Origin of the sequence: Tistrella mobilis KA081020-065 (assembly GCF_000264455.2) — a bacterium.
Lineage (GTDB): Bacteria > Pseudomonadota > Alphaproteobacteria > Tistrellales > Tistrellaceae > Tistrella > Tistrella mobilis.
This window is the reverse complement of record NC_017958.1, coordinates 625,001-646,457: the sequence shown is the minus strand read 5'-3', so window position 1 is coordinate 646,457 and position 21,457 is coordinate 625,001. Positions and strand designations below refer to the sequence as shown.

At 67.3% G+C, this 21,457-nt stretch carries 19 protein-coding genes and 2 tRNA genes (1 of these 21 only partly in view); 7 read left to right on the top strand and 14 right to left on the bottom strand.

Features of this window, described 5'->3' with window-relative positions:
• The first annotated feature begins 60 nt into the window (after positions 1 to 60).
• A tRNA-Met gene (locus TMO_RS26695) sits at positions 61 to 135 on the top strand.
• A gap of 211 nt (positions 136 to 346) precedes the next feature.
• On the opposite strand, the gene TMO_RS26690 is transcribed toward TMO_RS26695, so the two are convergent.
• The 4 genes from TMO_RS26690 to TMO_RS26675 form a co-directional block, all read right to left on the bottom strand.
• A complete protein-coding gene (locus TMO_RS26690; protein ID WP_228382372.1) occupies positions 347 to 679 on the bottom strand; it encodes a helix-turn-helix domain-containing protein in 333 nt (110 codons plus the stop codon).
• Positions 680 to 684: 5 nt separating this feature from the next.
• Positions 685 to 954 (bottom strand): BrnT family toxin, encoded by a 270-nt coding sequence (locus TMO_RS26685; protein ID WP_014748177.1) that lies wholly within the window; start codon positions 952 to 954, stop codon positions 685 to 687.
• Between the two features lie 338 nt (positions 955 to 1,292).
• Positions 1,293 to 1,625, bottom strand: a complete 333-nt coding sequence (locus TMO_RS26680; protein ID WP_014748176.1) for a four-helix bundle copper-binding protein — start codon at positions 1,623 to 1,625, stop codon at positions 1,293 to 1,295.
• Positions 1,626 to 1,706: 81 nt separating this feature from the next.
• Positions 1,707 to 2,219: a MarR family winged helix-turn-helix transcriptional regulator gene (locus TMO_RS26675; protein ID WP_014748175.1), complete on the bottom strand. Its 513-nt coding sequence runs from the start codon at positions 2,217 to 2,219 to the stop codon at positions 1,707 to 1,709.
• A gap of 215 nt (positions 2,220 to 2,434) precedes the next feature.
• Here TMO_RS26675 and TMO_RS26670 point away from each other — a divergent pair, with 215 nt between their 5' ends.
• From TMO_RS26670 to TMO_RS26655, 4 genes are all read left to right on the top strand, one after another.
• Positions 2,435 to 3,667: an ABC transporter substrate-binding protein gene (locus TMO_RS26670; protein ID WP_014748174.1), complete on the top strand. Its 1,233-nt coding sequence runs from the start codon at positions 2,435 to 2,437 to the stop codon at positions 3,665 to 3,667.
• Positions 3,664 to 4,641 carry a hydrolase/carboxylic esterase gene (locus tag TMO_RS26665; protein ID WP_228382371.1) on the top strand — a complete coding sequence of 326 codons (978 nt, stop codon included), beginning with the start codon at positions 3,664 to 3,666 and terminating at the stop codon, positions 4,639 to 4,641. Before TMO_RS26670 ends, TMO_RS26665 begins: the two co-directional genes overlap by 4 nt.
• A 324-nt stretch (positions 4,642 to 4,965) precedes the next feature.
• Positions 4,966 to 6,669 carry an MFS transporter gene (locus TMO_RS26660; RefSeq protein ID WP_041607632.1) on the top strand — a complete coding sequence of 568 codons (1,704 nt, stop codon included), beginning with the start codon at positions 4,966 to 4,968 and terminating at the stop codon, positions 6,667 to 6,669.
• A gap of 192 nt (positions 6,670 to 6,861) precedes the next feature.
• On the top strand, positions 6,862 to 7,515 hold the full coding sequence (locus TMO_RS26655) for a response regulator transcription factor (protein WP_014748171.1): 654 nt from the start codon (positions 6,862 to 6,864) through the stop codon (positions 7,513 to 7,515).
• An 18-nt stretch (positions 7,516 to 7,533) separates the two neighbouring features.
• Here TMO_RS26655 and TMO_RS26650 read toward each other — a convergent pair whose 3' ends face one another.
• Together TMO_RS26650 and TMO_RS26645 are read right to left on the bottom strand one after the other, a co-directional pair.
• Positions 7,534 to 11,031: a PAS-domain containing protein gene (locus tag TMO_RS26650; RefSeq protein WP_041607630.1), complete on the bottom strand. Its 3,498-nt coding sequence runs from the start codon at positions 11,029 to 11,031 to the stop codon at positions 7,534 to 7,536.
• Positions 11,032 to 11,135: 104 nt separating this feature from the next.
• Positions 11,136 to 11,375 carry a diguanylate cyclase domain-containing protein gene (locus TMO_RS26645; RefSeq protein WP_041607629.1) on the bottom strand — a complete coding sequence of 80 codons (240 nt, stop codon included), beginning with the start codon at positions 11,373 to 11,375 and terminating at the stop codon, positions 11,136 to 11,138.
• 104 nt (positions 11,376 to 11,479) lie between these two features.
• Here TMO_RS26645 and TMO_RS26640 point away from each other — a divergent pair, with 104 nt between their 5' ends.
• Entirely contained in the window at positions 11,480 to 12,226 is a 747-nt protein-coding gene (locus tag TMO_RS26640; protein WP_014748168.1) for an SDR family NAD(P)-dependent oxidoreductase, read from the top strand.
• 15 nt (positions 12,227 to 12,241) lie between these two features.
• On the opposite strand, the gene TMO_RS26635 is transcribed toward TMO_RS26640, so the two are convergent.
• From TMO_RS26635 to TMO_RS26605, 7 genes are all read right to left on the bottom strand, one after another.
• Positions 12,242 to 12,739, bottom strand: a complete 498-nt coding sequence (locus tag TMO_RS26635; protein WP_014748167.1) for a cupin domain-containing protein — start codon at positions 12,737 to 12,739, stop codon at positions 12,242 to 12,244.
• Positions 12,740 to 12,781: 42 nt separating this feature from the next.
• Positions 12,782 to 14,083 (bottom strand): DUF2254 domain-containing protein, encoded by a 1,302-nt coding sequence (locus tag TMO_RS26630; protein ID WP_187297878.1) that lies wholly within the window; start codon positions 14,081 to 14,083, stop codon positions 12,782 to 12,784.
• Positions 14,080 to 14,550: a DUF1850 domain-containing protein gene (locus TMO_RS26625; protein ID WP_014748165.1), complete on the bottom strand. Its 471-nt coding sequence runs from the start codon at positions 14,548 to 14,550 to the stop codon at positions 14,080 to 14,082. Before TMO_RS26625 ends, TMO_RS26630 begins: the two co-directional genes overlap by 4 nt.
• A complete protein-coding gene (locus TMO_RS26620; protein WP_014748164.1) occupies positions 14,547 to 16,679 on the bottom strand; it encodes a TRAP transporter permease in 2,133 nt (710 codons plus the stop codon). Before TMO_RS26620 ends, TMO_RS26625 begins: the two co-directional genes overlap by 4 nt.
• Positions 16,680 to 16,779: 100 nt before the next feature.
• The gene (locus TMO_RS26615) at positions 16,780 to 17,757 is read right to left on the bottom strand and encodes a TAXI family TRAP transporter solute-binding subunit (protein ID WP_041607627.1); all 978 of its coding nucleotides are present in this window, start codon (positions 17,755 to 17,757) and stop codon (positions 16,780 to 16,782) included.
• A 184-nt stretch (positions 17,758 to 17,941) separates the two neighbouring features.
• Positions 17,942 to 18,799, bottom strand: coding sequence for a formyltetrahydrofolate deformylase (gene purU / locus TMO_RS26610; protein ID WP_014748162.1), 858 nt, complete (start codon positions 18,797 to 18,799; stop codon positions 17,942 to 17,944).
• Between the two features lie 116 nt (positions 18,800 to 18,915).
• Positions 18,916 to 18,991: transfer RNA gene (locus TMO_RS26605), tRNA-Ala, on the bottom strand.
• 173 nt (positions 18,992 to 19,164) lie between these two features.
• Between TMO_RS26605 and TMO_RS26600 the strand changes: the two genes are divergently transcribed.
• Positions 19,165 to 20,598, top strand: coding sequence for a sensor histidine kinase (locus tag TMO_RS26600; RefSeq protein ID WP_014748161.1), 1,434 nt, complete (start codon positions 19,165 to 19,167; stop codon positions 20,596 to 20,598).
• A gap of 12 nt (positions 20,599 to 20,610) precedes the next feature.
• On the opposite strand, the gene TMO_RS30035 is transcribed toward TMO_RS26600, so the two are convergent.
• A protein-coding gene (locus tag TMO_RS30035; RefSeq protein WP_014748160.1) for a sensor histidine kinase crosses the window boundary here: on the bottom strand, positions 20,611 to 21,457 show its 3' portion. Its footprint extends 980 nt past the window's final position; 847 of the gene's 1,827 nt are visible here — the last part of the coding sequence; the start codon falls outside the window, past its right edge; its stop codon occupies positions 20,611 to 20,613.

Here is a 21,457-nt window from a genome sequence, read left to right as displayed (position 1 = left end):
CCGCTATTTCACGCCCACCTGAGCGGCGGCGCCGAAGACGAACCGGCACCAACGCATTGCGGCGGGGTAGCTCAGTGGTAGAGCAGGGGACTCATAAGCCCTTGGTCGGGGGTTCAAATCCCTCCCTCGCTACCAATCGGATCACACTTCCGGTGTGATCGGAAAAAGGTCTGACCGGCTTGTCTGCTGGTCAGGCCTTTTTCTTTTTGATCCGACAGGCCGGCGAGGGTTCGATATTCTCATCTCGGACCCGGAGGCGGCGAGGTGATGTTGCCGTATGCCCGGCGCAGGGTCACTGACTCGGGAGCATCTGCGATCCCGCAAGAACCTTCGGCGAGAGTACAGGTCACGCAGACTGCCGGAGAGCGCGCAGGGCCGCTTCGGGTTCGCGTTGCAGGATGATCATCAGGGCACGCCCGGCCGGATCTGGCGCCGTCCGGGCCTGTTCCCAGTTGCGCAGGGTCCCCAGAGGGATATGCAGGGCGTCCGCGAACTGCTTCTGGGTCATGCCCAACCGGCGGCGGACGTCGCGTGGGTTCAGGAAACGGAGGGTGTCGAGAGGGGCGTCCGGATCCTGTCCGTCTTCGATCATATGCCGGCGGAGGTCGGCTTCGGTGGTGGCATCTATCTTCGCCTGATCCACCTCGGCAGGTCGAGACATGATCTCGTCCAGCGTCATGCGGGTTATGGCCATAGCGACTGCTCCCTTCTGGTGGCGAGGCGGGCGGAGATGATCCGGATCGTGTCACCCCTCATGGTGTAGACAATGCAATAAAGTCGGCCGTCGACCATACCCAGGGCGCAGATGCGGTCCTCACCATAGGTGAAGCGGTCATCGAGCCATTCGACGACGTGGCCGGAGAAGATCCTGGCGGCCTGGTCAAAACCAAAGCCACGATCTCGCAGGTTCTTCTTGTGCTTGGCGTCGTCCCACTCAAACCGCGTGCGCCACATTATACGCTCTGAGCGTAGTTGCCGTTAGTGGGAAGTTGATCAGTGTCAGGGAATGGTTCAAAGGGGGCAGAATGTGCTCTTGTATCACTTTGAATACTCGCAAAAATTGTATATATTAAATTGATAATATGAAAGCGATTACTTTCTATTATCACAAGTTAACGAAGATATAAATTTAGATCACGTCGAAAAAATTGACCAGATGAATCAGCAGAAGTCCGATGCAAAATTTCGGCACTGCTGCTGATTGACGGTGAAGGAGCCCGGACAGCAGAAACCGCCCGGGCCTTCTTCATCTCTGAACGATATTTATCTCACCTGGCGAGATGACGTGATCCTCACGCCGCCATCGCCAGACACCGCTCGGCGCAATGGCGGCAGGCTGCGGCGCAGGCCTCCATGCCGTCCAGGTCGTTGCAGCTGCGGGCGCATTCCTGGCAGATCTCGGCGCATTCGCGGCAGACATGGCGGTGGTGGCGGGTGCCGGTCAGCATGAAATGCGCCGAGGTGCGGCAGATTTCCGCGCAGGCCATCATCAGGCGGAAATGTTCGGGCGCGACATGGCGGCCGCCGCTTTCCAGGCAATGGCCCATGCCCGTGCCCAGGCAGGACTGGTAGCAGGCGAGACAGGCATCGATGCAGCGCTGCATCTCAGGGGTGATCCGGGTCATCGGGGGGCTCCGTTGCAGGTTGCGGTTTGGGGGAGCAACCGGCGCCGTCGCCATCGGTTCCGGAGGATGCGGGCTGCGGGGTCACCGCCAGACCGGCAGCTCCGCCGTCAGCCGGGTCAGCAGATGGTCGAGCTGCGCGCGTTCCTCGGGGCTCAGCACCGCCAGCATTTCGGCCTCGCGGGCCTGAAACAACGGCATCAGCCGGGCGTAGAGGGCGCGGCCGGTCTCCGTCAGGTGCAGGAGCGCGCGTCGGGCATCCTCCGGGTCGGGGCCGCGGGTGATCAGGCCCTTGGCCTCCAGCAGGGCGGCGCCGCGGCTGACATTGTTGCGCGGCTGTTCGGTGAAATCGCAGATGTCGCGCGGGTTCAGCCCGTCCTGGTGGCTGAGACAGATCAGGATCGTCCATTCCGGGCGGGTCAGCCCGTGTTCCTGCTCGATCCGGCGCAGCAGCGGTGCCCGGTAGAAATTGGTCAGGAACGCCAGGCGATAGGCCTGGCGGATCGGCACCGTGTCGAACAGACCGAAGAGTTTCAGATCGCGGACGAGGGGGGCCGTCTCCTCCATGTCGGCGGGGGTCTTCGGCGGACGGGGCAAGGGCGGGCCTCCTGGTGGCAGCCTGGTCTGGCGGGGGTTTACAATTCGTCCCATATGGGAGGATTATGCTCCCCATGGCATCAGCGCTCCGCACGATAGCAGATCGGCGACCCGGCGCGAGATGCCCGACCACACAAGCCGAGCACACAAGAACGGGCCGGGCCTCTGCGCCCTGAAGCCCGCGGCGCCATGGCGCCGGAGCGGGAGGAAACCAGATGCGGAACAAGAGCAAGGCGGCCGGCGGCCGCCTGGCGGTGGTCCTGGCCGTGGTGGCGGGACTGATGGCCGTGGCCGGGCAGGCCGCGGCGGATGAGATGAAGCCGATCCGGATCGGCGTGCTGACCGATCTCGGCGGCGTGACCGCCGATGCGACCGGCAAGGGCTCGGTCGAGGCGGCGCGGCTGGCGGTCGAAGACATGGGCGGCAAGGTTGCCGGCCGCCCGGTCGAGGTGATCTCGGCCGATCATCAGCACAAAACCGATCTCGGCTCGTCGATTGCGCGCGAATGGTTCGATCAGGCCGGGGTCGACGTGATCGTCGACGTGCCCAATTCGGCCGTGGCGCTGGCGGTGCAGGAAATCGCCCGCGAAAAGAAGAAGATGGTGCTGTTCTCGGGCGCCGGCACCCCGGCGCTGACCGGCAAGTCCTGCTCACCCTATGGCGTGCACTGGACCTACGACACCTATGCCCTGTCCCGGGGCACGGCCGGAGCGGTGGTGAAGGCCGGCGGCGACAGCTGGTTCATGATCGCCTCGGATTACGCCTTCGGCCATCAGCTCGCCCGCGATGCAGCCGCCGTTGTCACCGGAGCCGGCGGCCAGGTGGTGGGCGAGGTGTTTCATCCGCTGGCCACGCCCGATTTCTCGTCCTACCTGCTGCAGGCCCAGGCCTCGGGGGCGAAGGTGGTGGGCATCGCCAATGCCGGCGGCGATACGATCAACACCATCAAACAGGCCGGGGAATTCGGTCTGGTCGCGGGCGGCCAGAAGCTGGCGGCCCTGATCCTGATGCTGTCGGACATCCACGGGCTGGGGCTGCAGGCGGCGCAGGGCACCTATCTCACCACGCCGTCCTACTGGGATGTCGACGACCGCGCGCGGGCGCTGTCGAAGCGCTATATGGAGCGGGTGGGCGCCATGCCCGGCATGCTTCAGGCCGGCGTCTATGGCGAGGTGCTGCACTATCTGAAGGCGGTGGATGCCGTGGGTGGCACCGATGCCGATGCGGTTTCGGCGAAGATGCGCGCGCTGCCGATCGACGATCCCTACAGCCGCAATGCCCGGCTGCGCGAAGATGGCCGGGTGGTGCGCGACATGTATCTGGCCCGTGTGAAGGCACCGGCCGAATCCAAAGGCCCCTGGGACTATCTCGACATCGTGGCGACCATCCCCGGCGACCAGCTGGTCTGGCCGCTGTCGGAAAGCGCCTGCCCGCTGGTGGCGAAGTGACCGAGGCCCGAGGCCACGAGATGGATCTCGCCTGCTTCCGCAGCTTTCGCTGCGGCGGCGGGCGGGTCGTCACCCGGGATGCAGCACCCGAGCGGATCAATTTCTCGGCCGATACCCCGGATTTCATCCATGATCCCAATGGCGCGGTCTTCGCCGATCAGGCCTATGTCCAGAGTTTCGTGCCGCGCAACGCCCGGCCGGGCGCGCTGCCGCTGGTGCTGGTTCATGGCGGTGCGCTGACCGGATCGATGTGGGAGACGACACCCGATGGCCGGCCCGGCTGGCTGACCCGTTTCGTTCAGGCCGGGTTCACCACCCATGTCGTTGACGGGGTGGAGCGCGGCCGCGCCGGGTGGTGTGCGGTGGAGGGGCACTGGGCCGGCCGTGCGATCATGCGCACCGATGAACAGGCCTGGACGCTCTATCGGCTGGGCGCTGCTGCGGATATGGCGGCGCGCCGCCCCTTTCCGGGGCAACGCTTCCCGCTGGCAGGTTTCGACGACCTCTGCCGCAACCATGTGCCGCGCTGGCTGTCGACGGCGCCCCAGGCGCTGGCGGCGTTGATCGCGGTGATCGAAACCGTCGGCCCCTGCATCCTGGTCGGGCACAGCCAGGGCGGCTGGTTCACCCATGCCGCCGCGACCGCGCGCCCCGACCTCGTCCGCGGCTGTATCGGCATCGAACCGTCAGGCATGCCGGCCCTGCCCGAGGGCTGGTCGCCCCTGGGCCCCGATGGCCGACCGCAGCGGCGCCTGCTGATGCTGGGCGATTTCGTCGAGGAGACGCCGTTCTGGGCGGATCTGGCCGCCACCACCCGCAGCCATGTGGATCAGCTGAGGGCGGCCGGAGTTGCGGCAACCCTGATGGATCTGCCGGCCATGGGCATCCGCGGCAATTCGCACATGCCGATGATGGACGACAATTCCGACACACTTGCCGGGCTTCTGGTCGACTGGATCGATGCCGGCGCCTGAGCGGGCGTGACACAATCGCCGGGTGAATGCTCAGGCAGGCAGCTTGTGCGCTGCGGTGCGACGATATGTTGCGGCGCACAAAAATTCTTCTTTCATTTCAATGCCCTGTATCAGATCTCACCCCGACCAAGGTCGGGGCTGCGTCCTTCGGCCGCGCGGCGCATCGTTCCATCATCGACCGGCCTGACGGGCGATGGGGAAGATCGAAGCATCCGGGTCCGCGGGAACGGCCCTGCTTCAGGATCGGCGTCAGGCAGCGTCTTCCAACGCAGAAAACGTCTGAGCAACGCCACGTTGCAGGGAGGATACATGGCCAACATATCCATGGCGGATACGGGCAAGGCCGCACCCATGACCAGCAAGGAGAAGAAGGTTATCTTCGCCTCCTCGCTGGGAACCGTGTTTGAGTGGTACGATTTCTATCTCTATGGCTCGCTCGCCGCGATCATCGCCAAACAGTTCTTTTCGGGCGTGAACGAGACGGCGGCCTACATCTTCGCGCTGCTCGCCTTCGCCGCCGGCTTCGCCGTGCGTCCCTTCGGTGCGCTGGTCTTCGGCCGCCTGGGTGACCTGATCGGCCGCAAATACACCTTCCTCGTCACCATCCTGATCATGGGTGCCTCGACCTTCATCGTGGGCATCCTGCCGAACTATGCCACGATCGGCATGGCAGCACCGGTGATCCTGATCATCCTGCGCCTGCTGCAGGGTCTGGCGCTGGGCGGCGAATACGGCGGGGCCGCGACCTATGTCGCGGAACATGCCCCCAACGGCCGCCGCGGTGCCTATACCGCCTGGATCCAGACCACGGCGACGCTGGGCCTGTTCCTGTCGCTGCTGGTCATCCTGGGCTGCCGCCTGTCGATGTCGGCCGAGGCCTTCGAAAGCTGGGGCTGGCGCATTCCCTTCGTGATCTCGATCGTGCTGCTCGGCGTGTCGGTCTGGATCCGGATGATGCTGAACGAAAGCCCGGTCTTCCAGAAGATGAAGGAAGAGGGCAAGCATTCGAAGGCGCCGCTGACCGAGGCTTTCGGCAACTGGAAGAACCTCAAGATCGTCCTGCTGGCGCTGTTCGGCCTGGTCGCCGGTCAGGCGGTGGTCTGGTACACCGGCCAGTTCTATGCCCTGTTCTTCCTGCAGCAGACCCTGAAGATCGATCCCCAGGACGCCAACCTGATGATCGCCGCCGCCCTGCTGCTGGGCACCCCCTTCTTCGTGATCTTCGGCAGCCTGTCGGACCGCATCGGCCGCAAGCCGATCATCATGGTCGGCCTGGCGCTGGCGATTGTGACCTATTTCCCGATCTTCAAGGGCCTGACCCATTACGGCAATCCGGCGCTGGAACAGGCCGTGGCCAGCGCGCCGATCGTGGTCTATGCCGATCCGGAGAGCTGCAGCTTCCAGTTCAACCCGGTCGGCACGTCCAAATTCACCAGCAGCTGCGACATCGCCAAGTCGGCCCTGGTGAAGAAGGGCGCGCCCTATAGCAACGAGGCCGCCCCCGCCGGCACCATCGCCCAGGTCCGCGTCGGCGATGTGGTGATCGACAGCTACGATGCATCGGGCGCCACGGGGAAGACCGAGGTCAACCTGCATGGTGGCGGCAGCCACGCCGCCCCGGTCGACCCGCAGTCCGCCGGCGCCGCCTTCAACAAGGCGCTTGGCGATGCCATGACCGCGGCCGGCTACCCCGCCAAGGCCGATCCGGCCCGGGTCAACCATGTGATGCTGATCGTGCTGCTGACCGTGCTGGTCATCTACGTGACCATGGTCTATGGCCCGATCGCGGCGATGCTGGTCGAGATGTTCCCGACCCGGATCCGCTACACCTCGATGTCGCTGCCTTATCACATCGGCAATGGCTGGTTCGGCGGCTTCCTGCCCACCACCAGCTTCGCCATCGTGGCGGCTACCGGCGACATCTATTCGGGCCTCTGGTACCCGATCGTCATCGCGGCGGCGACCCTGGTGATCGGCGTGCTCTTCGTCCGGGACACGAAGTCTGTGGACATCTACCAGCACGATTGAGCGGCGCAACATACAGCCCAAGGGTGCGTGCTGCACCCGCGAATGGGGTATCATGAAACGGGCAGCTTCGGCTGCCCGTTTCAATTCATATGCAGACCGGCCTTGCGTCGGACAGAAACTTGCGCATGATCCTGCCTCATAAGGGTACGGCCAACGCAGCCGGATGCCCGGGACCCGAGGGGAGGGCGGGACATGTCGTATCGGATCCTGATCGCCGACGATCATCCGCTGATGCGGGCGGCACTCTGCCAGGCGGTGGCCGACAGCCTGCCCGGTAGCGAGACCATGCAAGCCTCGGATTTCTCGACGGTCGAGACGGCGCTGGCCCATGACGACGCGGTGGACTGCGTGCTTCTGGACCTGCACATGCCGGGTATGAACGGGCTGATCGGGCTTATGCTGCTGCGCAACGAACATCCCGCCATCCCGGTGATCGTGGTCTCTGCGATGGAGGATGCGGCCACCATCCGCCGCGCGATGCAGTACGGCGCCTCGGGCTTCGTGCCGAAATCGGCCCCAGTCGACCGGCTGGGTGCCGCGATCCGGGCGGTGATCGAGGGCCAGATCTGGCAGCCGGACACCGACGAAGCCGACACGGCCGAGGATGTCGACGTCGCCGACCGCATCGCCGGCCTGACCCCTCAGCAGCTGCGCGTGCTGGCCGGCATTGCCGAAGGCAAGCTCAACAAGCAGATCGCCTATGAAATGGGCGTGGTCGAAACCACGGTGAAGGCCCATGTCACGGTGATCCTGCGTCGCCTGGGCGTGGTGAGCCGCACCCAGGCCGCCATTCTGGCCGGCCGGCTGGCGCTGCATGCGACCGAGGTCGAGACGGCGGGCAGCTGACATCACCCGTAGCCGAGGTCATTCGGCGGCCCGGCTTCTTCCCTTCGCGACCATATGCGCGATCAGCGCCCTGAGTGCGCCCGGGCGCAGCGGCTTATAGGCGATGCGGCAGTCGGCCGCCTCGGCCGCACGCCGGACGGCATCGCTGCGGTCGGCGGTGATGACGGCGGCGGGCAAGTCTGCGCCAAAGCGGGTGCGCAGGCCGGCGAGCACGTCGAGACCGCTCAGGCCGTGGTCCAGGTGATAATCGGTCAGCACGATGTCGGGGCGCCGATCGCCGAGTGCCGAGAGGGCGGCTTCGGCAGTTGTGCCCCAGATCACCTCGCAGGACCAGCCGCCGAGCAGGGCGGTCATGGCTTCCGCGATCGCGGGCTCGTTTTCGATGCACAGCACCAGCGTACCGTCGAAGCCGCCGCCGCGGGTCTCTGGTGCCACGCGCCGCGCCAGGGCGCGGCTTTCGCTCACCGGCAGCTCGACCGAGAAACAGCTGCCGCGGCCGGGGGTGGAACGCAGCCCGACCCGGTGGCCGAGGATCGCCGCCAGCCGCTCGACGATCGACAGGCCCAGCCCCAGCCCCTTGTCGCGGTCCCCCGGCCCGCCGTCGAGCTGGCGGAATTCCTGGAAGATCTCGGCCTGTTTTTCAGGCGGGATGCCGGGGCCGGTGTCGTGGACCTCGATCCGCAGCCGGTCGCCCAGCTGCCGGCAGCCGACCAGAACCCGGCCGCTGCGGGTATAGCGCAGCGCATTGCCGATCAGGTTCTGCAAAATCCGGCGCAGCAGCACGGCATCGGTCTCGACGGTGACCGAGCAGGGGACGTGAACCAGTTTCAGCCCGTGGCGGGCGGCGACCACGACCATTTCGCCGATCAGCGGCCGCAGCACCTCGTCGACCACCACCGCGCCGCGGCTGGGCTTGACCACGCCGGTATCGAGCCGTGTGATGTCGAGCAGGTCGCCTAACAGCTGCTCGACCGAGCGGAGTGCTGCATCGGCCTGACCGACCAGCGGATCATTGCCGCGGTCGCGGGCGGCGGAGATGAACAGCCGGGCGGCGTGCAGCGGCTGGAGCAGATCATGGCTGACCGCCGCCAGCAGGCGGGTCTTGGCACGGTTGGCGCGGTCGGCCTCGGCCTTGGCGTCGGCGAGATCGGCGGTGCGTTCGGCGATGCCGCGCTCCAGCCCCTCATTGGCTTCGCGCAGCGCTTCGGCGGCACGATGGCGTTCGGTTACATCGTTGAACACGGCGACGAAGCCGCCATCGGGCAGCGGGTTGGAGGTAACCTCCAGCACCGTGCCGTCGGGGCGGATGCGCTGATACATGTCGGGCCGGCCGCGCAGATCGGGATCGTACCGGCGCAGCAGGGTGACGATCTCGCGGTCATGGCTGAATTCGCCACGGGCATGGAGATGGTCGACAATGTCGGACAAGGGCGTGCCGACGGTGATCAGGCTTTCCGGGACGTCGAGCATGTCGAGGAAGCGCCGGTTCCAGACCAGGATCCGGAAGTCGCGGTCGAAGGCGCAGATGCCCTTGCCGACATTTTCGATCGTCGAGCGCAGCAGGGTGTGCTGGTCGAGGATCGCGCGCGAGGCCTCGTCGATGATGCTGCGGGCGTCGGAACGCGACAGACGCCGGTCGGCGAGCAGGCTGGCCACCACCACCCGGGCCGAGGCCGAGCCGATGGCGCCGGCCAGCAGCCATTCGGTCGCCTGCACCGCTTCCTGGTCGATGCGCAGCGGCGGTGCGGCGTCGAAGCCGTCGGTATGAGGGTTGCGGGCCTGGGCGAGGTCGGCGAAGGCGGCATCGGCGCGCGTGCGGCCGACATAGCGTGCGGCCAGTTCGTGCAGATCGGCCAGGGTCGCGCCGCGCGGGTGCACCCGCCGTTCGCCCAGCTCGTGGCGCATGGAGACGAAACGTTCCGCCTGCCGCGCCTCCAGATCCGACTGGCGGGTGAACCGCGACACCGCCAGCAGCACCACGAGATTGAGCGCCAGGCTGGCCAGCGCCCCGCCCGAGAGCACGTCCAGATCATGCACGCTGGTGATGTCGTCGATGCTGATCCAGCCGGGCCGCAACAGAAGATCGTGCAGCAGGCTGCCGGCGACCACACCGGCCTCGGCGAAGGACGGTAGCAGCACGGTGGCGACCCAGGCGGCGAAGCCTGCGACCAGACCGGCGATGGCGCCGGCCTTGGTGACCTGGCGGAAGAACAGGCCGAGCAGCAGGGGCGGCGCGAATTGTGCGACGCCGGCAAAAGACACCAGGCCGAAGGTGACCAGCGGGAAGGTGCTGCCGAGCAGCAGGTAGTTGATATAGGCGAGCGCCAGGATGCCGATCACCGCCAGCCGGCGGGCCAGAAGCAGCATGCGGGTGGGGTTGTCCCTGAGCCGGCGGGAGCCGGGACGCAGTGCCATCAGCGCCGGCACGATCAGATCGTTGCAGACCATGGTACTGAGCGCAACCGCGCCGACCACGATCATGCCGGTGGCGGCCGACAACCCGCCGATGAAGGCGAGCAGGGCGAGGCCGGGCTCTCCCATCGCCAGCGGCACGGTCACCAGGAAGGTGTCGGCATTGACATCGGCACCGGCGAAGAGCAGCAGCCCCGCCATCGCGACCGGCACCACGAACAGGTTGATCGCGATCAGATAGGCCGGGAACAGCCAGGCCGCGGTGCGGATGTCGCCGACATGGGTGTTCTCGACCACCGCGACATGAAACTGGCGCGGCAGGCAGAGGATGGCGAAGCCCGACAGCAGGGTCATCGCCCACCAGCTGAGACCAAGCCGCGGTTCCAGCATATGGGCGAGTGCCGGGTCGGCAAGCGCGGTGCCGACCAGAGAGACCGGCCCGCCCGCCACCACCACGGTGATCGCGGCGCCGACGATCAGGGCGGCGGCCAGCTTGACCAGGGATTCGGCCGAAATCGCACTCATCAACCCCGGATGATGCTCGTTGGCATGGATGGTGCGCACGCCGAAGAGAATGGCGAAGGCGGCCATGATCACGGTGACCAGCAGGGTGGTCCGCCCGGGCAGGTCGGGCATGACCGTGCCGGCGAAGGGGTTTCCGGCCAGGGCCTCGAAACTGATGGTGATCGCCTTGAGCTGCAGGGCGAAATAGGGCAGCACCACGACCACCGCGATCGCGGTGACCAGCGCTGCCAGCACCCGGCTTTTGCCGTAGCGCGCCGAGATGAAATCGGAAATCGACACGACGTTCTCGGCCTTGGCCACCCGCACCATCTTGGCGAGGATCGGCCAGCCGAGACCGATCATCAGGATCGGGCCGACATAGATCGACAGGAAATCGAAGCCGCCGGTGGCCGCGCGGCCGATGGCGCCATAGAAGGTCCACGAGGTGCAGTAGACCGCAAGGCTGAGGGCGTAGAGCAGAGGCGCGCGACGTGCGGCCGTGCCGCCGCGGCGCGCCGCCACGCGATCGCCCTGCCAGGCGATGGCGAACAGGACGGCGAGATAGCCCAGCGACAGGGCGAGCACGAGCCAGCTGTCCATGATCCGCCGCGGGCGGCCTCCTCCCCCTCACATATCCGGTCCGGCATCTGACGTCCGGGTTTATCGGGGCAGTGTCCCGCGACCGTGGTCCGCGATCAAGCCCGCTACCGCCTTGCGGTCACCACCCGGTTGCGGCCGGCGGCCTTGGCGGCATAAAGCGCCCGATCGGCCAGGGCGATCAGCTCCGCGCGAGCGATGTCGTCACGGCCCGAACCGGGCGGGCAGGGGGCGATCCCGATGCTGATGGTGACCGGCCGCAGCCGGGCGATGTCGCAACGCAGCCGCATCGCCTGGACGCCAGGTCGGTCTTCCGCGTCGGGGTTGACCTGTTTCACCACGGTCATCATCCTGCACAGACACCGTAACAAGCGAAGCCTGTCACGGCTGCGGTGAAAGATCCGTTCACGCCGGCCGGTTCCGGACCAACCGCCCCTTCAGGAGATCGCTCATGACCTTCGACGGCCGTATCGCCCTCGTTACGGGTGCCGGATCCGGTATCGGTGCCGCCATTGCGCGCCGGCTTGGTGCAGGCGGTGCCCGGATCGCGCTTGCCGACCTGAAGGCGGATGCGGCCGAAGCCCTGGCGGCGGAGTTGCGCGATGCCGGTGTCGAGGTGGCGGCCTTTGCGGTCGACGTGGCCGATCCCGATGCGGTGGCAGGTCTGGTCGCCGATGTCGTGACCCGCTTCGGCGGCCTGCATCTGGCGGTCAACAATGCCGGCATCGGCGGTGCCGAAGGACCGGTCGGCGCCTACAGCATCGCCGGCTGGCGCCGGGTGATCGACGTCAACCTGAACGGGGTCTTCTATGCCATGCATGCCGAGATCCCGGCGATGCTGGCGGCCGGCGGCGGGGCCATCGTCAACATGGCCTCGATCCTGGGGTTGAACGGTTTTGCCGGCTCCGCCGCCTATGTCGCCGCCAAGCATGGGGTGATCGGGCTGACCAAGACGGCGGCGGTCGAATATTCGGCGCAGGGCGTGCGGGTGAACGCGGTCTGCCCCGGCTTCATCGACACGCCGCTGATCGCCCATGTCGAGCCCGAAGCGCGCCGGCATCTGGTCCGGCAGCATCCGATCGGCCGGCTGGGCACGCCGGAAGAGGTGGCGGCGCTCACCTGCTTCCTGCTGTCGGACGAGGCCGGCTTCGTCACCGGCAGCGCCCATCTGGTCGATGGCGGCTGGTCGGCGGTCTGATCAGGCTTTGGTGGTTCAGCTGCGGTGGATGGGATCGATCCACTTCACCGCTTCCGGCTTTTCCACCGGCTCGATGTCGAGATTAACCACCACCGGCTCCTGGTCCGAGCGGACGAGCACGCATTCCAGCGGCTCGTCGGCCGCGGCGTTGATTTCCTGGTGGGGCACATAGGGCGGCACATAGATGAAGTCGCCGGGCCCCGCCTCGGCGGTGAACTGCAGCCGGTCACCCCAGCGCATGCGGGCGCGGCCGCGGACGACATAGATCACGCTTTCCAGCGCGCCGTGATGATGGGCGCCGGTCTTGGCGTCGGGCTGGATGGTGACGGTGCCGGCCCAGATCTTGTTGGCACCGGTGCGGGCATGGTTGATGGCGGTGGCGCGCGACATGCCCGGCGTCTGGGCGGTGTTCGGGTCCAGCTGGTCGCCGGCGATGACCTGCACGCCGGTATGGCGCCAGTCGTCGCCAGAGCTGTGATTTGGGCCGTGATCATGATCGTGGGGGGCGCTCATTCGTACTGCCTTTCAGGAGACGGGGGGAAGCCGGTGTCGGGGTCACGGGATGGCGGCAAGGGCCGCATCCGCCCGATCCCGATCATGGATGGTGGCAAGGGCTGCCGCCGCATGGGCATGGGCCCTGATCGCGGCGGCGCGGGCGACATCGGCATCGGCCTCGGTCTGCGCATTGCGCACGATCGCCTCCAGCACCTGCAGCAGATGACAGGAAACCTCCACCGCGTCGGCGCCGCAACGGGCGATGCGCATCAGGGCCCGGTCGAGAACCAGATCCAGCGGCAGCGGCGGCAGCACCACATGGGCCGCACCGCGCCCCAGCCCTTCGGTATCGGCGGGGGCATCGGCATCGGCGGGCCGGGCGACCAGCCCGGTCAGCAGGGATTCCAGCCGGTCCAGGCAGATGATGGCCGTCTCCGGATCGTTGATGCCGGGCGACAGCGCCCGGCAGGCGGTTTCGCACAGCAGTTCCAGGCAGAGCAGGGGGTCCTGTTCTTCTGTGCGGTCGCGGCCTATGTCGAAACAGCCGATCAGGATATTGCGAAGGGCCTCGTCGATCGGGCGGCCGTCATGGGGGCGGATCATCGCCATCGGCTTCTGCGGGTGCATGGCCGTGCCGGGCCTGTGGCAGATGATCACCGACAGCCGGTGCGCTTCGGCAGCGCCGGCCAGACGGGCGACGTCGATCAGACGCAGATGTCCGGTCAGGCGCGGATAGAGCGGCACCAGACCCGGTCCGTTCAGCGCCGGCATCGCGGCCGGCTGAAGCCGCAGCCCATAGGCCGGTGTGGCCCGGTAGGTCTCGATCGCCTGGTCGCCGGTCCGGAAGATGCGGTCGATCATGCTCGACAGCTTCAGAAGATCGGCGATGTGGTGGAACCAGAGCACCATGCGGTAGAGGGCGAGGCAGAGCGTGAGCAGCCCGCCCGCGCCGATCAACAGCCGCGCACCGTCGCCATCGCGGCCGAGACCCAGAACCACCACGCCCGTCACCGCATAGACGAAGCCGCCGATGAAGGCGGCCAGCGCCCGATGGGTCATGCGGTCGGACATCAGCCCCGGCAGGGCCCTGGGCGAGGCCTGGCCGGCGGCGGCGTTCAGCACCACCATCAGCACCGACAGCGTGACGGTGGCGATGGTGAGCAGGCTGCCGCCGCCCATCTTCAGCAGTTCGACGATGGTGTCCTTGTCGGGAATCGGCAGATCGTCCATGCCTGACAGCAGCGGCCCGCCGATGATGGCAAGCACCACCCAGAAGCCCGCGAGTGCCGAGGCCAGGGCCGGCTGGAACCACAGCGTCTGGCGCAGCCGTGTCCAGATCCGCTGGCGCAGACCCTCCATCATCTTGCGGTTCCCGCCTCCGGTGCTGTCATGTCGACCGATGATAGCGCATCGCCCGGACATGGGAACAGGCGCACCGGCCGGTCGCGTGCGGCGGGTGCCAGATCGAACAGGCTGCGGCAGCTGCCGGCGATACAGATCTCGTGCGGCCCGGTCATGGTGGAGTTGGCGAGCGTCAGCGCCTCCTGCGGCGGCAGATGCGGGGTGTAGACCCAGTGGCCGTCGATCAGCCGGGCATCATCGGGCGGTTCCATGCCGGCGCCGCTGCCCTCTATCGCGGCCTCGCCGGCATGCAGGCGGCCGTCCTGGCCGATGATCCAATCCTCGCGCCAGCGGATGCGCTCCACCGAATGGGTCCAGGCGAGGGTGAAGCGGTCGAGCGCGGCATCGGGATCGGCCGGCAGACGGGTGAGCGGCGGGCCGCCCGCGGCCAGTGCAATGCACAGGCCGAGGGTGGCCGCGGTGGTCATGATGCAGCACGCCGCGCCATGTGGCGGCGCAGCAGATGCTGGCCGACGACCAGGGCGGCGAGGGCGAGACCCAGTTCATCGGTGACCGGCAGGGCCGCAACCAGCATGAAAGCGGCGACGGCGGCGAGCAGCCGTTCCCACCAGGCAAGCGGTCCGGCCAGGAAGCCGATGCTGGCGGCCCCCCACAGCCCCATCGAGATCACCGCCTTGAGGACGATATAGCCGACCGCCGGCCAGTAGCCGATCGCCTGGGCCATCGGACCGCCATCCTGAAGCATCAGCGCCGGGGTGTAGACCGCCATGAACGGAACCACGAAACCGGCGATGGCGATGCGCAGACAGTTCACGCCGATCTTGAGCCCGCTCGCCTTGGCAATGGGCGAGGCCGCGAAGGCCGCCAGCGCCACCGGTGGCGTCAAATCGGCCATGATGCCGAAATAGAACACGAACATGTGGCTGACGATCAGCGGCACGCCCAGTTCCAGCAGTGCCGGCCCGACCAGCGACGAGGTGATGATGTAGTTGGGGATGGTCGGAATGCCCATGCCCAGCACAAGGCAGGTGAGCATGGTCAGCACCAGCGACAGGAACAGGCTCTGATCGCCGACTTCGATGATCACCCGGGCGAAGTTGGTGGCGAGGCCGGTCAGGGTCATCACGCCGATGATCGTGCCGACCAGCGCGCAGGCGATGCCGACGCCCAGGGCATTGCGGGCGCCGTCGGCCAGGGCCTGGACCATCATGTCGACCGTGGAGCGGAGCCCCTTGATCGCCAGGCAGACCACCACCAGCGCCAGGATCACCACCGCGATGACGTCGATGCCCCAGTGGAAGAAGCCGGCGGTGGCAAGGCCGATCGCCACCCAGAACAGGATGCGGAGCGGCATGGCCGGCAGCAGGCCCGAGATCGGCGCGCCCAGGATCAGCACCGCGGTCAGCGCCAGCCCCACCGTGCCCGCAAACAGCGGAGTGTAGCCGGCGAAGAGCAGGTAGACCAGGATGGCCAGCGGGATGATCAGGTGCCAGCGCGCCTTCACTGCCGCCAGTGGATCCGGCAGTTCCGCGCGCGGCAGGCCGGAAAGGTTCAGGCGGCCGGCTTCCAGATGCACCATCCAGAGCACGGTGGTGAAATAGAGCAGGGCCGGGATCAGCGCCGCTTCGACCACGTCGATATAGGGGACGTTCAGCGTCTCGGCCATGATGAAGGCCACCGCGCCCATCACCGGCGGCATGATCTGGCCGCCCATGCTCGACGTCGCTTCGACCGCACCGGCAAAGGCGGGGCGATAGCCGAACCGCTTCATCAGCGGGATGGTGAACTGGCCGGTGGTCACCACATTGGCGACGCCCGAGCCGTTGATCGTGCCCATCAGCGCGGACGAGACCACCGCCACTTTGGCCGGGCCGCCGCGGGCGCCGCCGACGGTGCCCATGGCGACGTCCGAGAACAGCATGATCATGCCGGCGCGTTCCAGGAAGGCGCCGAACAGGATGAACAGGAAAATATAGGTCGACGAGACTAGGATCGGGATGCCGAAGATGCCTTCGGTGCCGAGGAACATCTGGTCGACCACCTGATCGAAACCGTAGCCGCGATGATTGAGCGGCGAGGGCAGCAGATGCCCGAAGATCGCATAGGACAGGAACAGCGCGCAGATGATCGGCAGCGCGATGCCCATCGCCCGGCGGGCGGCTTCGAAGACCAGCAGGACCATTGCGCAGCCGAGCACGATGTCGGTCATCGACGGATCGCCGGCGCGCAGCAGGATGTCGGTTTCGAAGATCCAGTGATAGAGGCCGAGCGCGAAGCCGACGATGCCGAGGCCGAGATCGATCCAGCGCAGCGCCGACCCTTTCGGCCGGTGCGCGGCGGTGATCATGAAGCCCAGAAGCAGCAGGAAGCCGACATGGATCGAGCGGACCACCAGGCTCGACAGCGGCGTATAGGCGGCGGTGTAGATCTGGAAGGCCGAGAAGATTACGGCGACCAGGAAAATGGCCCGGCCGAGGCCCTGGGTCCGGTCGGGCAGGGGCGCATGCATCGGCCCCGCCTCGAAGCTGTGATCCTGGAGGTGGTCATGGCCCTGATGCCGGGCCTCGTCGGCGGGCCGGACGGTCGATGCGGTCATGTGCGTGGATGTCCCGAGACAGGCGTGTCGACACGGGAAGCCGGCCGGGAACTGCATGCCTTGGCATGCATGAATCGCCGGCCGGCCGCCTCGGGTTCCGTCACTTCAGGACGCCGGCCTCGCGATAATAGGCCTCGGCACCCGGGTGCAGCGGGATGGGCAGACCCTTGGTCGCGCCATCCAGTGAGATCGCCTTGGCGGCGGCATGGGCCGCGACCATGGTGTCGAGATGGGTGAACATCTGCTTCGCCATCTCGTGGGCCAGCGCATCCGGCACCTCGGCATGGGTCACCAGGATGTTGCGGATGGCCACCGCCGGCACCGCCTCGGTCTGGCCGTCATAGGTGCCGGCCGGGATTTCGGTCGCCTGATAGGCGGCATCGCCGATCTTCTCCACCACATCCGCGGGCACGGCCACGATGGTGATCGGCACGCTGGTGGCGAGGTCGCGGATCGAGGCGACGCCCAGGCCGGCCGACTGCAGGGTGGCGTCGATCTGACGGTTCTTCATCAGCTCGACCGATTCGCCGAAGGGCAGGTATTCCACCTTGCCCAGATCGTCATAGCTGAGACCGGCCGCCCCCAGAATGGCGCGGGCATTCAGCTCGGTGCCCGAGCGCGGCGCGCCGACCGAGATGCGCTTGCCCTTCAGATCGGCGAGCGTCTTGATGCCGCTGTCCTGGCTGGCCACGATCTGAACATAGTTGGGATAGATGGCGGCGATGGCGCGCAGCTTGTCGAGCTTGCCCTTGAAACCGGCTTCGGTGTCGCCCGCCCAGGCGAGGCCCACCGAATCACCCAGCGCGAAACCGATCTCGCCGCGGCCGGCCTGAAGCAGGTTCAGGTTCTCGACCGACGCCTTGGTCGACTGCACCGAGGTGCGGGCGTCCGGGATGTTGTCGGCGTAGATCTTGGAGAGTGCCACGCCCAGCGGGTAGTACACGCCGCTGGTACCGCCGGTGAGCACGTTGACGAACTGTTCGGCCTTGGCCGCCACCGGTGCCGCAATGGTGATCGCGGCGGCCATTGCCAGCCCCGCCAGCTTTCGTGCGCCGGCGCGCTTGCCCAGAGAAATCATGGATGTCGTTACCCCCGTATTGCCGCTGTTTCCGGCATTCATCCGGCCCTCCGCCTCCCCAGGCGGAGCGTCCCGACCTCTGCGGGACCGGCCGTTGGTTCTGCCAGTTTAGCCGGGTGGGGGTGACCCGCGGCAAGCAAAAGCTGCATGCGTCACACAGCCTGCGGTACCGCGGGGCGTTTGTTCAGCGGAAGACCACCGTCTTGTGGTGATTGATCAGCACCCGGCGCTCCACGTGCCACTGTACGGCGCGCGCCAGGACAACCGTCTCGATGTCGCGGCCGATGGTCACCAGTTCTTCGGCCGTGTGGGTGTGATCCACCCGTTCCACCGCCTGTTCGATGATCGGGCCCTCGTCCAGATCCGTCGTCACGTAGTGGGCGGTGGCGCCGATCAGCTTCACGCCGCGGGCATGGGCCTGATGATAGGGCCGGGCTCCCTTGAAGCCCGGCAGGAAGCTGTGATGGATATTGATGCAGCGGCCGGACAGCGCCTGGCAGAGCGTCGGACTCAGGATCTGCATGTAGCGGGCCAGCACCACCAGCTCGACATCCAGCGTGCGGATCAGGTCGAGCAGGGCGCGTTCCTGGTCCGCCTTGGTCGCGGCGGTCACCGGCAGGTGGTGGAAGGGCACGTTGTGCCAGTCGGCCAGATGGCGCAGGCTGTCGTGATTGCCCATCACGCCTGCCACCTCGATCGGGAGCAGGCCGCTGTGCCAGCGGTGCAGCAGGTCGTTCAGGCAGTGGCCCGCCTTGGTCACGCAGATCAGCACCCGCGGCCGGCGGCGCAGATCGTGCAGCGTCCAGCGCATGGCGAACCGGCGCGCAACCTCGGCGAAGCGCACCCCCAGCGCACCATCGCCATCGCCCGGGACCGACAGCACCACCCGCATGAAGAAGGTCTGGGTTTCCGGGTCGCCGTACTGGGCGCTCTCGTTGATGAACACGCCTTCCCCGGACAGGAAGCCGGACACGGCCGCCACAAGGCCCACGATGTCGGGGCAGGTGATGGTCAGGACGTGGGTGGGGCTGGGCACGGGCATGGCGTGGTCGGGCTCCGTTCGGGGACGGCGTGGGGCAGGGACGGCGGGGGCAGACACGAAAAAGGCCGGCCGCGTGTGCGGTCGGCCCCTGCTGAGACATTCTGACGCGACGGAATTGGTGGAGCCGAGGGGGATCGAACCCCTGACCCCCTGCTTGCAAAGCAGGTGCTCTCCCAGCTGAGCTACGGCCCCGGGATCCCGTATGCGGTCGACGCGGTTTGTACTGCCTGTGGCGGCGCGTTGCAAGCGCTGATGATGCGGCCACGCTCGGTGCTTGACCCCGCGGCTTCGAGCGGGTGGAGTTGAGGGCGGACGGTCACGAATGACAACAAGCAGGACCGCCGCAGCAGAATGAGGGATCGCCCGTGGAGCAGTGGGACAAGGAATCCGGCGGAGGCCTCACCCGCGGGCTGATCGCGCTCGGGATCGCCGCGGCTGCCGTGGCGCTTGCCGTGGGCAGTGGCATGATCACGCCCGGCCCGGCTGCTGTAGCCGCCATGCTGCTCGGCCTCGGCGCCATGATCGTGGTTCTGGCCATGCTGGTCCGGCGGGAGCGGTCCATCGCCCGGCGCCATCTGGCTCGGGCCGAGGCGGCGGAACGGGTGCGTCGGACAAGCGAGGCGCGCCTGCTCGACGCCCTGAATTCCATGACCGACGCCCTGCTGCTCTGCGGGCCGGATGACCGCTATATCATCAGCAACATCCGCTATCAGGAGATGCTGGGCGCAGGTGCCCCGCAACTCGCGCCAGGCATGGCCTTCGAGGCCCTGATCCGTGACGTTCTGGAGCGCGGCATCATCGATACCATGGGGGAGACGGCCGAGGCCTGGGGCCGGCGCCGGCGCGAGATGCGCGCCCGCGGGCGTGGCCGGTTCGAGATACGCATGGCGGACGGCCGCTGGCTGATGGTGCGCGAAAGCCCGACGCATGACGGCGGGCTGCTGTCGCTCTATTCCGACGTAACCGCGATCAAGGCGCGTGAAGCGGCGCTTGCTGCCGCCCGTGATGCGGCCGAACGGGCTAACAAGGTCAAGACCGATTTCCTGGCCAATGTCAGCCACGAGCTTCGCACGCCGCTGAACGCCGTGATCGGCTTCACCGACATGCTGCTGATGGGCTATGCAGGCCCGGTGTCGGACCGGCAGCGCGAATACATGGGCGATATCCGCGACAGCGCCACCCATCTGCTGAGCGTCATCAACGACATCCTGGATCTGAGCCGCGCCGAGGCGGCGGCCCTGCCGCTCGATCCCCGGCCGCTGGATCTCGCCCGGCTGCTGCGCTCCACCGTGCGCATGCTGCAGCCCAAGGCAGATCAGGGCGGGTTGACGCTGTCGCTCGATGTTGACCCGCCGGCCTTGCCTGCCGTGGTTGACGAGGTCCGCATCCGGCAGGTGATCGTCAACCTGCTCTCCAATGCGATCAAGTTCACCGAGCCGGGCGGCTGGGTGACGATCACCGCGCGGCGGATGGTGGATGTCGGGCAGGAAGGGGCTGGGCCGGAAGGGGCTGGGCACGAGGGGAGCGGTCAAGAGGGAGGCGGCGGGATACGGATCGAGATCGCGGATGATGGCATCGGCATGCCCCCCGGCGAGATCGAGCGGGCTTTCGAGCCCTTCGTTCAGCTCGATGCCGGCTTCTCGCGCCGCTTCGAAGGGACGGGGCTGGGGCTGCCGCTGGCCCGCCGGCTGGTCGAGGCCCATGGCGGGCGGCTGAACCTGTTCAGCGAGCCGGGGCAGGGGACGCAGGCGGTGATCCTGCTGCCGTTGCCCGCAGAGAGCGGGCGGGAAGAGAGCTGAGCGGGGGCGCGCTCAGCGCGCGGCGATCCGCAGCCGCGTTGCCGATGCCGCCTCGGGTTCGGCACTGGCGAGCGGCAGCCAGATCCGGGCTTCCGTGCCGAGGCCGGGGGCGGAGTTCAGGCTCAACTGCCCGTCATGGGCCTCGACGAATCGCCGGGCGAGCGGCAGGCCCAGCCCGGCGCCTTCGTAACGGCGGGCCAGGCTGCTGTCGATCTGCACGAAGGGCTGCTGCACCCGTTCGATCTGTTCGGGAGCGATGCCGATACCTGTATCCGCGATGCTCACCTCGACCCCGGCGATCGGGCTGCCTTCCGGATGGGGCAGGGTGGTGTTGCGCAGGCTGACGGTGATATGGCCGCCTGCCGGCGTGAACTTTATCGCATTCGACAGCAGTGCATCGATCGCACGGCGCAGCAGGCGCCGGTCGCCGCGGATCGCGCCATGTACCGGCAGATCCAGCTCCAGCCGGGCCAGTGTGACATCGGCCTCGCGGGCGGCGCGTTCGGCGTCGGTGACCGCAGCTGCGACCAGCCGGTCCAGGTCCAGCGGTGCCGCCTTCAGCCCGTCGCGATCGGCGCGCACCATTTCCAGGATGTCGTCGATCAGCGACAGCAGACGGTTGCCGCCGTCGCGGACATGGCCCAGATATTCGCGCTGCCGCTCGTTCAGCGGGCCGGCCGCCCCCTGCATGACCATATCGGTGAAGCCGATGACCGCGTTGAGCGGCGTCTTGAATTCATGGCTCATATTGGCCAGAAATTCGGTCTTGGCCCGGCTGGCCGCCTCGGCTGCATGCATGGCGGTTGCAAGGTCGCGCTCGCGCCGCTTCAGCGACGTGATGTCCGACATCACGAAGACC